This window comes from Chryseobacterium sediminis, from assembly GCF_008386505.1.
Classification (GTDB): Bacteria; Bacteroidota; Bacteroidia; order Flavobacteriales; family Weeksellaceae; genus Chryseobacterium; species Chryseobacterium sediminis.
In genome coordinates this window covers 705638-719055 of the sequence record NZ_VUNZ01000002.1, presented here as the reverse complement: position 1 = coordinate 719055, position 13418 = coordinate 705638, and the positions used below count along the sequence as shown (strand labels likewise).

Annotated in this window: 9 protein-coding genes; 5 read left to right on the top strand and 4 right to left on the bottom strand. The window is 35.7% G+C overall.

Going from position 1 to position 13418, the window contains the following annotated elements:
- Positions 1-898: 898 nt before the first annotated feature.
- Both FW780_RS15390 and FW780_RS15385 read right to left on the bottom strand, forming a co-directional pair.
- Entirely contained in the window at positions 899-1945 is a 1047-nt protein-coding gene (locus FW780_RS15390; protein WP_149834363.1) for a PA0069 family radical SAM protein, read from the bottom strand.
- Between the two features lie 121 nt (positions 1946-2066).
- Entirely contained in the window at positions 2067-2261 is a 195-nt protein-coding gene (locus tag FW780_RS15385) for a hypothetical protein (protein WP_047379954.1), read from the bottom strand.
- Between the two features lie 175 nt (positions 2262-2436).
- Here FW780_RS15385 and FW780_RS15380 point away from each other — a divergent pair, with 175 nt between their 5' ends.
- Positions 2437-2787, top strand: coding sequence for a hypothetical protein (locus FW780_RS15380; protein WP_149834362.1), 351 nt, complete (start codon positions 2437-2439; stop codon positions 2785-2787).
- Between the two features lie 93 nt (positions 2788-2880).
- Here the strand turns inward: FW780_RS15380 and FW780_RS15375 are convergent, their stop codons facing one another.
- Both FW780_RS15375 and FW780_RS15370 read right to left on the bottom strand, forming a co-directional pair.
- Positions 2881-5532 carry an AsmA family protein gene (locus tag FW780_RS15375; RefSeq protein WP_149834361.1) on the bottom strand — a complete coding sequence of 884 codons (2652 nt, stop codon included), beginning with the start codon at positions 5530-5532 and terminating at the stop codon, positions 2881-2883.
- A 30-nt stretch (positions 5533-5562) separates the two neighbouring features.
- On the bottom strand, positions 5563-6360 hold the full coding sequence (locus FW780_RS15370; protein WP_149834360.1) for a DUF2797 domain-containing protein: 798 nt from the start codon (positions 6358-6360) through the stop codon (positions 5563-5565).
- Between the two features lie 89 nt (positions 6361-6449).
- Between FW780_RS15370 and FW780_RS15365 the strand changes: the two genes are divergently transcribed.
- The 4 genes from FW780_RS15365 to FW780_RS15350 all read left to right on the top strand — a co-directional run bounded on the left by FW780_RS15365 (position 6450) and on the right by FW780_RS15350 (position 13396).
- Positions 6450-7478: a GDP-mannose 4,6-dehydratase gene (locus tag FW780_RS15365; RefSeq protein ID WP_149834359.1), complete on the top strand. Its 1029-nt coding sequence runs from the start codon at positions 6450-6452 to the stop codon at positions 7476-7478.
- 136 nt (positions 7479-7614) lie between these two features.
- A complete protein-coding gene (locus FW780_RS15360; protein WP_002662059.1) occupies positions 7615-7836 on the top strand; it encodes a DUF2795 domain-containing protein in 222 nt (73 codons plus the stop codon).
- A gap of 126 nt (positions 7837-7962) precedes the next feature.
- On the top strand, positions 7963-11037 hold the full coding sequence (gene secA, locus FW780_RS15355; RefSeq protein WP_149834358.1) for a preprotein translocase subunit SecA: 3075 nt from the start codon (positions 7963-7965) through the stop codon (positions 11035-11037).
- Between the two features lie 151 nt (positions 11038-11188).
- A complete protein-coding gene (locus FW780_RS15350) occupies positions 11189-13396 on the top strand; it encodes a TonB-dependent siderophore receptor (protein ID WP_149834357.1) in 2208 nt (735 codons plus the stop codon).
- The last annotated feature ends 22 nt before the right edge of the window (positions 13397-13418 follow it).

Sequence of the window (13418 nt, the reverse complement as noted above, 5' to 3'; positions counted from 1 at the left end):
AAGTAAAACTTTATTTCTTAATGACCAAATGTTTTTGAAGAAAATTTTAAAGTTTTTTAAGTAACCTTAACCCCTTCCCTTAACCTTAATCACTCTACTCCTGCGCTCCCTTTATTTGGGACTGCAAAGATACAAACTCTTTTTTAACCCGCAACTTTTTTTTGAAAAATTTTAAAGTTTTTTTCGTCTGCTTCTTTTTGAAGTATCTTAATGTTTTTGCCTATTCAAAGGCCCTTCTGCGCTACTGATATACTCTCGTTTTCAGTGGGGCAAAGATAACAACTTATATCAACGCAAAACAAATTTATTTAACATAAATTTTACCGTTTCGTAATATTAAGCCCTAATCCACTGGAAAGCAGAGTGAAAAATTTTAAACAATTGTTTGGAAGTTCTGTGAGAGGGGTGTTGAGTCGGAGGGTTTGAGGGCTAGAGAGGGTTGGAAAGAGAATAAGTAATGAGTAATGAAAGATACATTATAATATATATAGTACAAGGATAAGTTTTGACTAAAGCCCGTTCCTATGGAATGAGTATTTGTTTAACCACAGATGGCGCAGATTTACACAGATGATCATGTATATATAGACTGACAGGGTATTTCATTTGTGAAAACTCATAATTTATAATTCATAATTAACCTCCTCTAGCCCTGATAGGAATGGGTACCCCGCAGTAAGCGATTGGAGACCCTTCGGCTTCGCTCAGGGTGACAGCAAAGGCGCGAGGAGTAAAAATGGATAGCAGGAAATTGCTCCTGAAAAAAAACTACACTATATATTATATAATATGATAAGCTCTAGGAACAAACAACAGTAAAAAGTTTATTAATGTCAATAATGTTGAAAATAGTTTTTTATACTATAATATAAATAGATGAGATATCCGGATGTCTTAATCAATCAAATAGTCTCAATTGCTGATCACGGGTTCCTGTAAAATTAGCGGTTGAGAGTTTTGGAAATTCTTTACCGTCAAAAAACTTCCTTCTACCAATCTTAAAAGTGGTGTGAATCATTTCAGCGATGTTACCTTCCCCCCGCTGTCTTTCAAAGTATCTTTTATCTCCAAGCTTCCCGCCCCGCATAGAACGGATAAGATTTAAGACTTTCTGCGCTCTGTCCGGAAAATGGTTTTCTATCCAATTAACAAAAACAGGTTCAACGGTATCATTTAATCTCACCAGAGTATATCCGAAGCCTAAAGCTCCTGCATCTGAAATAGCTTTCAATATATTCAGCGGTTCATCACTGTTGAGCCCGGGAATGATGGGAGCAACCATCACATGTACGGGAATGTTGTTTTCGGAAAGAATTTCTACAGCTTTTAATTTATTTTTTGCAGAGCTTGTCCTAGGCTCCATCTTTCGTCTCAATTCTTCATTAATAGTGGGAATACTTAAAGAAACGGATACAAGGTTTTGCTCCGCCATGGGCTTTAAGAAATCAAGGTCTCTTAATACCATTGCATTTTTTGTCAGAATATTGACAGGATGTCTGTAATCAAGACACACCTGCAGTAGTTTTCGGGTAATTTCAAATTGTCTTTCGGCGGGTTGGTAGCAGTCTGTATTTCCGGATAGCAGAATCGGGGCTGCTTTGTAACCTCTTTTCTGAAAGAATTTCTCCAATAATTCAGGAGCATTTTTCTTTACCATAATCTTTCTTTCAAAATCAATACCGGCACTGTATCCCCAATACTCATGGGTAGGTCTTGCAAAACAATAAGAGCACCCATGTTCACATCCCTGATAAGGATTCATGGAATATTCCATCGGAAGGTCTTCGCTTTTCACCTGATTGACAATTGTTTTGGGAAAAACTTCAGTGAAGGAGGTTTTTATTGTTTCGAAATCTTCATCTTCAGGTTCATAGGTATATCTGTCGAAACGATTAATAACGTTTCGCTGAGCGCCCTGACCTTTTATGAATTTTTCGTTTTGCATTCTGTTGTAAAATTAGAATGGAATCTGCATAAAATAATGAGTTTTAACATTAAAGTTTTCCACAAAAAAATCCAACACTTTCAAAAGCGTTGGATTTAACATAATTAAATATATTTTTTTACTACTTCAGTGCGTAAAATTCCACTCCATGAGTTTCATCTTCTTGATTTTTTTCATCAAAGTGTCTGTGATAGTCCGAATAGGAATCACTATATTTTTTATCTTTTTTAGTCAATATTTTTTTTATGCTGATTAAACTTAATACTGCCAAAAGACCAACTCCTCCTGCCAGTAAAACTCCAACTTCTTTTTTCATATTTTCATTGATTTAATATTGTTACCATTGCAAAAAGCATACCTATTTTATTTTTTTAAATTATAAATTTTGTTAACATTAAACTTTATTTTTAGGAAAATTACAATCTACTATTTTTCTTATATTTAGAAATTGTAATGGTTTAATTATTGTACTTAACAAGAAAAATATTATTATGGAAAATTCAGGGAATTTTGATGCAATGACGACCTTAAGTGAAGTCATGAAAACGCTTTCTGAAAGAGGGATACAAAGAGAATTCAGAATGAATGACAAATGTGAAATGAAGTTTGAAAATTCTGATAAAGTTTATCAGCCTGCAGAATTGGTGATTTTAAAAACATATCGTTTTGAAGGAGACAGCAATCCTGATGACAACGCAGTACTTTATGTAGTAAAAGATGGTGCCGGAAACCGTGGAATGATCATAGATTCTTACGGGGCAGACAGCAATTATCCAGGTGAGGAGTTTGACAAGTTTCTAAGAGATATTCCTATTTTGGAAAGTGACGAATTCAATTTTTAAACTGAATTTATCTTATATTAATTTTTTAAACCATTAAGGTTGTTTGAATTAAAAAGATATTCACTTATATGATCATCTTAATGGTTTAAAAAATTATTCTTCTGCATTTTCTTTTTTCTTGAATATATTGTTCAGAAAACCTTTCTTTTCCTTTTTTTCTGCTTCCGGTTTGGGAGCTTCTTTTTTATTTTTGATTTCCTGCTTTATTTCTTTTACGGACTGTTTCATATCTTTGACAGAGGAAACGGCTTCTTTTACTTTCTTTTCTGTTTTTTCTACGTTTTTACCAATGAGTGTTTTCTTTAATCCCTGTTCAATTCCTTTCCAGAAGAGGTTAAAGAAAGATTTTGTAGGATCCCGCTCTACATTTTCTACAGTAACAGCCTCCGGGAAACTACCAGAATCTGATTTTAGAAAAACATTGGCAACGGCTGTCAGAAAACCTTTTTTCTCATGATTATTCTTATTGAGTACAGCAATTTTCAAATCTTTATGTTTAAGATTAAAGGTTCCGTGTAATCCGGCGGGATTTCCTTTAAAGTTAAAGAGCATTTCCTGAATAGTTCCTGCAGTAGCCGTTACATGAAGGTAAGGTCTGATAAACGGATTGATTCCACTGGCAGGAAGACCGGTAGTTTTTCCTGCAATCGTAAAATTATCATTTTTATCCGCAACATCGAAATTCCAGTTTACAGAAAGCGGCGATAAATTCATGAATGAACAATTGATTTTGATGTCTACTTTTGTAGGTTTCCCTTTTATTTTAGCAGAGTTCAGGTTTCTTACATTCATATTAAAGTTACTGAAGATCAATTTTCCGGGTCCCATACTTTCCGGAGTATCTTCTTCATAGACTAATACTGAGTTTTTCAGATCAAGATTACTGATCGTCATCGGAATTTTAACAGAACGCAGCATTTTGGAATATAAAGCTTTTACTTTTGGATCGTCTTTCGGAATTTTACTTCTGAAAATATTGGCATCTGCCGACTGGATTGTGACATGGGAAGCATTCACCATTTTATGCGGAGAAAACACATCCCAATTTCCTTCTGCTATTATTTGTCCGGCTTTTATATCATACAGATCTCTTTCAACAGGTATCATTTTGATAAACTGTGCCCTCGAAACGAGAGGTTTCATTGCAAAATTATTGATCTGAACTTTATTTTTATTAAGCTTCAAAAGCCCTAAACTCATATTATAGAACTGTGTTTTGTAAGCAAAGTTCCGGGTGGTGAGAAAATAATCTTTAACCTTAAAAGATAATCCTGGCTGATTGATTTTAGATGCTAATTCAATATTATTTACTGTGGCGTTCAAATCATGAAAAACCAAAGGTTCCTTTCCGTTATCATAGGTAATATTTGAATTTTTCAAAGACATTTTTCTTACGATAACAGACTGTATGATCCCTGGTTCAGGAGTTTTATTCTGCTGCTTCTCTCCTTTTTTGATCGTTCCATTCACGTTGTCAATGAGAATATCTTTGAGATCAAGGTTCACTTTTTTATTAAGAAATTCTAATTTATTAATATTAAAAGCAATATGATTTGTCTTTAGATCTGCAACCGTTTTTTCTGCTGAGGGAACTCCTGGTGCCAGCAGAACATCCATGATTTCTCCACTTTTAGAACTTAATGCAAGACTTCGTATGGAGATATTTTGATGATTGGAATACTGTATATCTTTTCCGGCAAGCAAAAAATCTTTGTATCCAATAGGAATTATCTGTTGTGAACTTTCTTTATTAAACATCAGCTGACTGATATCCAGATTAAGGTTTCCGACAGACAAGAGTTTATTTCCATCCGGTTTATTGATCTGAACTACGGCATTACTGAGTTTTATATTTTTTAAATCAACTTCAAAACCGGAATTTTCATTGCTTTTTTTCGCTTTTACTCCCGCATTATATACTGTAAAAACAGGATTTTGAAAGTCAGCATTATTAAGTGACACCTTATTTTTAGTCAAAACCACATCTTTGAATTCCATTTTTGGAACACTAAATTCAAATAATTGGGGCTTTTTAGGGTAAAACTTTTTAAACTGAGCAAAAGAAAGAAGCGGAGTCAGTCTGAAATTTTCAACTGACATCTGTCCGTCACTTGTATTGATGCTATTAATGGTAATGGCATACGTTTCATCGGGACGGAAAAAGAATTTCTCCCCTTTAACGCTGTACCTGTCAAAAACTATCGGAAGTTTATTTTCAACTGATTCTTCTGTCATCTGTAAATTTTCAACAAACAGATCCAGTTGCTGTACAGATAAAATTTTTTGTTTGGTATGTTTAAAAATGGCAATCTTTCCTTTATTGATCCTGATATTTTCAAACAAAAACGGACTTCTTTTCTTTCCGGTTTTACGATCGACCGGTTTTGCAAGAATGACATTTAAATTGGGGTTTGCCAGCAACAGGTCCGAAGAGCTGATTCTTTTATTAAAAACAGCATCATAAATTCCAAAACGGCTTATTTTAAGGGTATCAATCGTTCCCTGCAATCCAATAACCTCTGTATTTTGTGGATCTTTACTATTGACAGAAATTCCTGTTGCAAAGATATTTCCGGTTCCTAAATCCACATCAAGGGTTTTGTAGGAAACTTTATAGTCAGTGTTCTTTTTTATATAATTTGGAAGCTGGGTTTTAAGCCATATATTCAGTCCGAAGTTCGCGGCAAGAAGAATTCCTGCCAGGATTCCGAAACTTATCAATAGTCTTTTACCCCATTTTCTCATATTTTGTGATTTGGTTTTATTTTACATCGATCAATTTCTTATTTCAAGATCAATCACATATCCTTCATGTCCTCTTACATTGATGAAATTTCCTCCTTCAAATCCCAGATACTGTCCTTTGATACCGGTAAGTCTTCCGGTAAATTCAGGTTTTTTATCTAATGTAAACGAAGTAACCTTTTCCGGTTTTTCAAAAGGGTAATCGAACATCCATAATTCTTCTCCTTCTCTATAGAATTTCTGAAAATCTTCAGGAAAATATTCTTTAATCTTTTGTCTGAAATCCGCAAGGTCTATTTCTCCTTCAAAATCATCCTGCAACATTTTTCTCCAATTGGTTTTATCGGCTAAATGCTCTTTCAGGGCCACTTCTATCATTCCTGCTTCATAGCGGTTTTCGGTTCTTGCTATAGGTAATGCAAAAGTCGCACCCTGATCAATCCATCGTGTTGGAATCTGTGTATTTCTTGTAACTCCCACTTTTACATCTCCGGTATAAGCCAGATACACGGTGTGTGGCTGAAGCTGAATTTGTTTTTCAACCTCCAGATCTCGTTCTGCAACTCCTAAATGTGCTGTAGAAAGCTCCGGACGGATAATGGTATCACTTGCATAAGGACTTTCAAAAAAACAGTTTTTGCAGAATCCCATTCTGTAAATAGGTTTATTCTCCCCACAATTTACACATTGGAAGCCGGTATGTCTGATGCTTAACTCCTTCCCCATCAATTCATTCAAGTGAATCAGATCTCCTGAAAGATTGAGGTAGTATTGGATTGGCTTTGCATCATAGCTTGTCATCTTTAAAATTTGCCCTTGAAACTGCATATTATATTTATATTACTTTTTTAAGTAAATTTAATGATTATATTTTTCAAAAAGTAAAATTTATATTTTTGTACTAATAAAAAATACAAATGGTTTATCTTGTAACAGGCGGTAGTGGGTTCATCGGATCTCATTTAATTGAACGATTATTAAGAAATGGACATTCTGTCATAAACATTGACAATTTTGATGATTTCTATAACTATCAGGTAAAAATTAAAAATACTTTAGAGTCAATTGGTAAAATTTCGGATTTTGAATACTCAGACAAAGAGACTGATATCAACCGTTTAATTTCATTGACTCATTCTGACCAATATTCCCTCTATTGGCAGGACATCAGAGATCAGAAAGGTCTTGAAAACATCTTTAAAAATCATCCTATCGACATGGTGATTCATCTGGCTGCACTCGCTGGTGTACGCCCTTCCATTGAGCGTCCTTTAGAATATGAAGAAGTGAATGTAAGAGGAACAATGAATCTTTGGGAGCTGTGTAAGAATTTTAATATTAAAAAATTTATTTGTGCTTCCTCATCAAGTGTTTATGGAAACAATGAAAAAGTTCCTTTTGCAGAAACAGACAATGTAGACAATCCTATATCTCCCTATGCTGCCACTAAAAAAAGTGGAGAAATCATAGGACATGTTTACCACAATCTATACCATATAGATATGATACAGCTTAGGTTCTTCACGGTATATGGGCCAAGACAAAGACCAGACCTCGCCATACACAAGTTTGTAAAGCTTATTTCGGAAGATCAGGAAATTCCTTTTTATGGCGATGGAAATACAGCCAGAGACTATACTTATATAGATGATATTATTGACGGAATTACCAAGTCTATCCTTTATCTGGAAAACAATTCCGGAGTTTATGAGATTCTTAATCTCGGAGAAAACCAGGTAGTCACTTTATCAGAAATGGTTGCCACTATAGAAATGGCACTGGGAAAATCTGCCACTAAAAAAATTCTGCCAATGCAGCCGGGAGATGTCACAAAAACTAATGCTGACATTACAAAAGCAATGGATTTAATAGGGTATAAACCGGCCACAGACTTCCAAAATGGCATAAAAAAATTTGTGGAATGGTTTTTGAGAAAACGACATTAAGTAAATTGCTGACATAGCTGCCATTCAGTTTGTGACAGCCATTTATAAGAAAAAATTATAAAAAGAATTGAAAATCAAGTATAAAAAAGTTTATTATACAACCTATTTTTATACTTTTGCAAAAAATTAGAAAATTATGTACTGGACATTAGAATTAGCTTCATATTTAAGTGACGCACCTTGGCCAATGACAAAAGCAGAGCTTATTGACTACGCAATCAGAACTGGTGCACCTATGGAGGTAGTAGAAAACCTTCAGGCAATCGAAGACGAAGGAGAAATTTATGAATCTATCGAAGAAGTATGGAGTGACTATCCTACTGACGAGGATTTCCTTTGGAACGAGGACGAATATTAATAAAGCGATAAGCTTTAGGCTGCGTGCTTAGAGCTTTTTTGCCCTTTTTTATATATTAATTCACACGATAAGCGTGTCATTTAAAACGCTTAAAGCATCTTGCATTAAGCATAAAGCAAAAAATTTATGAGTTTTTTAAACAAAGTTCTTAAAGGGTTTTTGGGAGACAAAAAAGCGCAGGACCTAAAAGAAGTAAAAAAAGTTGTAACAAAAATCAAGGCTGTAGAACCTAACATCCAACAATTAACGGATGATGGTCTGAGACAAAAAACGGCTGAGTTTAAAGAGAATATAAAATCTGCAACCAGCAAGATCACAGCTCAAATAGAACAGATAAAAGAGCAGATAAAAAATTCAACCAATGTTGACGAAAAAGAAGCTCTTTTTTCAAAAATTGAGTCTCTAAAGAAAGAGTCATACGAAATTGAAGAGAAAGTTCTTGTACAGGTTCTTCCTGAAGCTTTTGCATTGATAAAAGAAACAGCAAGAAGATGGGCACAGAATGGAGAGATCCGTGTAACAGCAAGTGACTGGGATAGAGAACTGGCTGATGCAGGAAAAGATTTCGTTAGCATTCAGGGAGACACAGCTGTTTGGAAAAACTCATGGGATGCTGCCGGAACTCCAGTAGTTTGGGATATGGTCCACTATGATGTTCAGTTTATCGGAGGAGTTATTCTTCACAGTGGTAAAATTGCCGAGATGGCAACCGGTGAAGGTAAAACTTTGGTAGGAACATTACCTATTTACTTAAATTCACTTCCGGAAAGAGGAGTACACGTTGTAACCGTGAACGACTATCTTGCAAAAAGAGACTCCGCATGGATGGGTCCTCTTTACCAGTTCCACGGAATGTCTATCGATTGTATCGATAACCACCAGCCGAACTCGGACGGAAGAAGAAAAGCATATAACTCAGATATTACTTACGGAACTAACAATGAATTCGGTTTCGATTACCTGAGAGACAACATGGTGACTTCACCTTCAGAATTGGTACAAAGAGAATTGAACTTTGCTATCGTGGATGAAGTAGACTCTGTATTGGTAGATGATGCAAGAACGCCATTGATCATTTCCGGTCCGGTTCCTCAGGGGGACAGACAGGAGTTTGATGTTCTTAAACCTTCTATCGACAGAATTGTTGAAGTACAAAAGAAAACCGTTTCTGCTATTTTCAACGAAGCGAAAAAATTAATCGCTGCAGGAAATACAAAAGAAGGCGGATTTAAATTACTTCAGGCTTACAGAGGTCTTCCGAAAAACAGACAACTCATCAAATTCTTATCGGAAAGCGGAAACAGAGCATTGCTTCAGAAAGTTGAAGCACAATATATGCAGGACAACAACCGTGACATGCCGATCGTAGATAAAGATCTTTACTTCGTTATTGAAGAAAAAAACAATCAGGTAGACCTTACAGACAAAGGTGTTGAATACATGTCTCAAGGAAACTCTGATGCCAACTTCTTCGTTCTTCCTGATATTGGGACTGAAATTGCTGAAGTAGAAGCTAAAAATCTTTCTAAAGAAGAGGAATTTGAAGCTAAAGAAAGACTTTTCGCTGATTTTGCTGAAAAATCTGAGCGTGTTCACACCATGAGCCAATTATTGAAAGCCTATACATTATTTGAAAAAGATGATGAATATGTAGTAATTGATGGTGAAGTAAAAATCGTTGATGAGCAGACAGGTCGTATCATGGAGGGTCGTCGTTATTCAGACGGTCTTCACCAGGCAATTGAAGCGAAAGAAAGTGTAAAGATTGAGGCAGCTACTCAAACTTTTGCTACAATTACGCTTCAGAACTATTTCCGTATGTACAACAAACTTGCGGGGATGACTGGTACAGCTGAAACTGAGGCAGGTGAACTTTGGGAAATCTACAAACTGGATGTAGTGGTTATCCCAACAAACCGCCCAATTTTAAGAAATGACAAACAGGATTTAGTTTTCAAAACTAACAGAGAAAAATATAACGCTGTAATTGAAGAGGTAGAAAAATTAACCGAAGCAAAAAGGCCTGTACTTGTAGGTACTACTTCTGTTGAAATTTCCCAATTGCTTTCAAAAGCACTTCAGTTAAGAAAAATTCCTCACCAGGTACTGAATGCGAAGCTTCACAAGAAAGAAGCAGAGATCGTAGCAGGAGCAGGACAACCGGGAGTTGTAACCATTGCAACCAACATGGCAGGTCGTGGTACGGATATTAAGCTTTCTAAAGAAGTAAAAGATGCAGGAGGTTTAGCTATTATCGGTACTGAAAGACATGATTCAAGACGTGTTGACAGACAGCTTAGAGGTAGAGCGGGACGTCAGGGAGATCCTGGAAGTTCTCAGTTCTATGTGTCTCTTGAAGATAACCTGATGCGTTTATTCGGTTCTGAGAGAATTGCTAAAATGATGGACAGAATGGGTCATAAAGAAGGAGAAGTAATTCAGCATTCTATGATCAGCAAGTCTATTGAAAGAGCGCAGAAAAAAGTAGAAGAAAATAACTTTGGAACAAGAAAGAGACTTCTTGAATATGATGACGTAATGAATAAACAGCGTGACGTAATCTACAAGAGAAGAAAGAATGCTCTATTCGGAGATCACCTGAAGTATGATATCACCAATATGATTTTCGATGTTGCTAATTCTATCGTTGCGAAAGGCAAGGCTACCGGAAATTATAAAGATTTTGAATACGAAATCATTAAAACATTTACTATGGAATCTCCGGTTTCTCAGAGTGATTTTAATAATAAAAATGTTCAGGATCTGACGAATATCTTATTCAATGCAGCTCAGGAAGATTACAGAATGAAACTGAACCTATTGAAAGAAAAATCATTCCCAATCATTGAGAATGTTTATCAAAACCAGGGTTCAATGTTCAAAATGATCCAGGTTCCTTTCACAGACGGACACAAAACAATGACGATTGTAGCTGATCTTAAAGAAGCTTACGATACACAGTGTGAAAGTTTAGTAAACGATTTTGAAAAGAATATCACTTTATCGATCATCGATGAAAACTGGAAGCTTCACCTTCGTGAAATGGATGACTTAAGAAGATCTTCTCAGGGAGCTGTTTACGAGCAAAAAGATCCATTGGTAATCTATAAACAGGAATCTTTCCACTTATTCAGTGAAATGATCGACAAATTAAACAAAGAAATTATTTCTTTCTTATATAAAGGAGAAATTCCAGCTTAAGAAAAATTTAATAATATCATCTAAAAACCGCTCTGGCACTGGCCATAGCGGTTTTTTGTTATTCAGTATATAATAATTTCATGATAAATATCAACTTCATTATTTATTTAGAACAGTTAAAAATAATATATTTGCAGAAAATTTGACTTTCATGAAAAATGTACTGATCTGTGCTTCCGCGCTGGGAACAATGCTGGTTTCTGCCCAAAAAAAAGATTCATTAACCACTAAAAGCATTGATGAAGTAATTATCAATACATACGTCAAGAAAGACAGCGAATACTCCAATAAGATGCCATTGAAGGCAATTGAGGATCCACAGGTATATTCTTCCATTGACAAAGGGGTACTTGAAAATCAATTGTTATTCACCGTAGATGATGCTTTCAGAAATGTTGCAGGTGCCCAGAAAATGTGGAGCGCAACAAACAGAGCTGGCGATGGAGGTATCTATCTTAATTTAAGAGGTTTTGTAGCCGGAAACTCTATCAGAAATGGTATGGTTGCTCCTATTACAACTTCTATGGACGCTATTAATGTGGAGAGAATTGAAGTTTTAAAAGGACCTTCAGCCACATTATTTGGTAGTAACGTGACCTCTTACGGAGGTGTTATCAACAGAGTTACCAAAAAACCTTTTGAAACTTTTGCAGGTGCCGTTTCTCTGGCAGGAGGAAGCTATAACTACTACAGAGTACAGGCAGATGTAAATGCTCCTCTTACAAAAGATAAAAAATTATTATTCAGATTAAATACAGCTTATACCAATCAGGGAACTTTCCAGAGAACCAATGCAAAGAACTCTTTCTATGCATTCACCCCGTCCATTACTTATCGCCCTACGGATAATTTAGAGATCAATGCTGAACTGGAAATGTTTGAAACCAATTCATATCCTGAAACAGCTTTCTTCTTTTATGTTCCAAGTGCACAGCTTGGTGCAGACAGCATGGATAAACTGGAAAAGCTAGGCTATAACTATAAACAATCTTACACAGGAGAAGGTCTTAAAACTGTTGGTAAAGCAAGAAACTTTTTTGGACAGGTTAACTATAAGATTAATGAGCATATCAAGTCATCTACAAATGTAAGTACTTCATATTCTTACTCAGATGGATTTAATCCCTATTTCTACTTTGCTCCGAAAGGAATGGTAACAGGAGTTCCTACAGATACCGAATTAGGAGTTGTAAGAGCTGACCAGTCCACTAAAGACAGCAAAAGAACTTATTTCCAGGTTCAGCAGAACTTCAATTTTGATTTTAATATCGGAAGCGTACGAAACAGAACGGTAGCCGGCTTCGATTATATGAGATTGAATGACAATCAATACTTTATGTTTACCAACTTTGACTGGGTTTCTTTCACCGGTACAGATTATTCTAATATGAATGGGCAAACATTGGGAGCATTGTACGATAATCTGAGAAGCCAACCTGATTTTGAGAAAAATTATACCTATATAAGCGCTGGTAAAAAAGATACTTACAGTGGTTATATTTCCAATGTAATTACTCCTGTAACCGGTCTTAATATTCTTACTTCGGTACGATATGAAACAAATAACTACAGAGGTGGTCAGGTAGGACAAAATAAAACAGCCGAATACAAGCAGGGAGCATGGTCTCCAAAATTTGGAGTTGTTTACCAAATTCTTCCTGAAAAATTATCTGTATTCGGGAATTATCAGAACAGCTTTACTGTAAATGGATATTATACTTCAGACAAGGCTGGAAATGTAACACTTTCAACTCCTGAAAGAGCCAATCAGTTTGAAGGTGGTTTCAAAACAAATCTTATCAAAGGAAGAATTACAACAACCTTGAGCTACTATAATATTCAGGTGAAAAATACTCTTCTTAATACGGGTGAAATGACAGGAACAGGACAGGCTGTACAAAACCAGGCTGGTTTACTGAGAAGCCAGGGAGTAGAGTTAGAAGCAAATGCGTATCTGATCAAAGGGTTCTCTGTAATCGCAGGAGTAAGCTACAACGATATGAAATATACGGAAGCAGACGAAAGCGTAATCGGAAGAAGACCTGCTACTGCTTCATCTCCATGGTTGGTTAACTTCAATGCAAGTTATCAGTTCTTAGATGGAAAATTAAAAGGACTTGGATTCGGAGTTGGAGGAAACTATGCGAGCGACAACAAGATTGTGAACTCTGCAACCATGGGAACCTTCATCCTTCCAAAATATCTGGTACTGAATGCGAACGCATTTTATGATACAAAAAAATTCAGAATCGGGGTAAAAGTAGACAACTTTACCAACGAACATTACTGGAGCGGATATACAACTGCCAATGCTCAGGCACTAGCTAACGTATTAGGAAGCTTTACTTATAAATTTTAAACTGTTAGAGTAAATTATACTC

Coding starts and splice junctions, on each gene's coding strand:
- FW780_RS15380 (WP_149834362.1), top strand. CDS start 2,437: ATGGAAAATTCAGGGAATTTTGATGCAATGACGACCTTAAGTGAAGTC.
- FW780_RS15390 (WP_149834363.1), bottom strand. CDS start 1,945: ATGCAAAACGAAAAATTCATAAAAGGTCAGGGCGCTCAGCGAAACGTT.
- FW780_RS15375 (WP_149834361.1), bottom strand. CDS start 5,532: ATGAGAAAATGGGGTAAAAGACTATTGATAAGTTTCGGAATCCTGGCA.
- FW780_RS15385 (WP_047379954.1), bottom strand. CDS start 2,261: ATGAAAAAAGAAGTTGGAGTTTTACTGGCAGGAGGAGTTGGTCTTTTG.
- FW780_RS15365 (WP_149834359.1), top strand. CDS start 6,450: ATGGTTTATCTTGTAACAGGCGGTAGTGGGTTCATCGGATCTCATTTA.
- FW780_RS15370 (WP_149834360.1), bottom strand. CDS start 6,360: ATGCAGTTTCAAGGGCAAATTTTAAAGATGACAAGCTATGATGCAAAG.
- secA (WP_149834358.1), top strand. CDS start 7,963: ATGAGTTTTTTAAACAAAGTTCTTAAAGGGTTTTTGGGAGACAAAAAA.
- FW780_RS15350 (WP_149834357.1), top strand. CDS start 11,189: ATGAAAAATGTACTGATCTGTGCTTCCGCGCTGGGAACAATGCTGGTT.
- FW780_RS15360 (WP_002662059.1), top strand. CDS start 7,615: ATGTACTGGACATTAGAATTAGCTTCATATTTAAGTGACGCACCTTGG.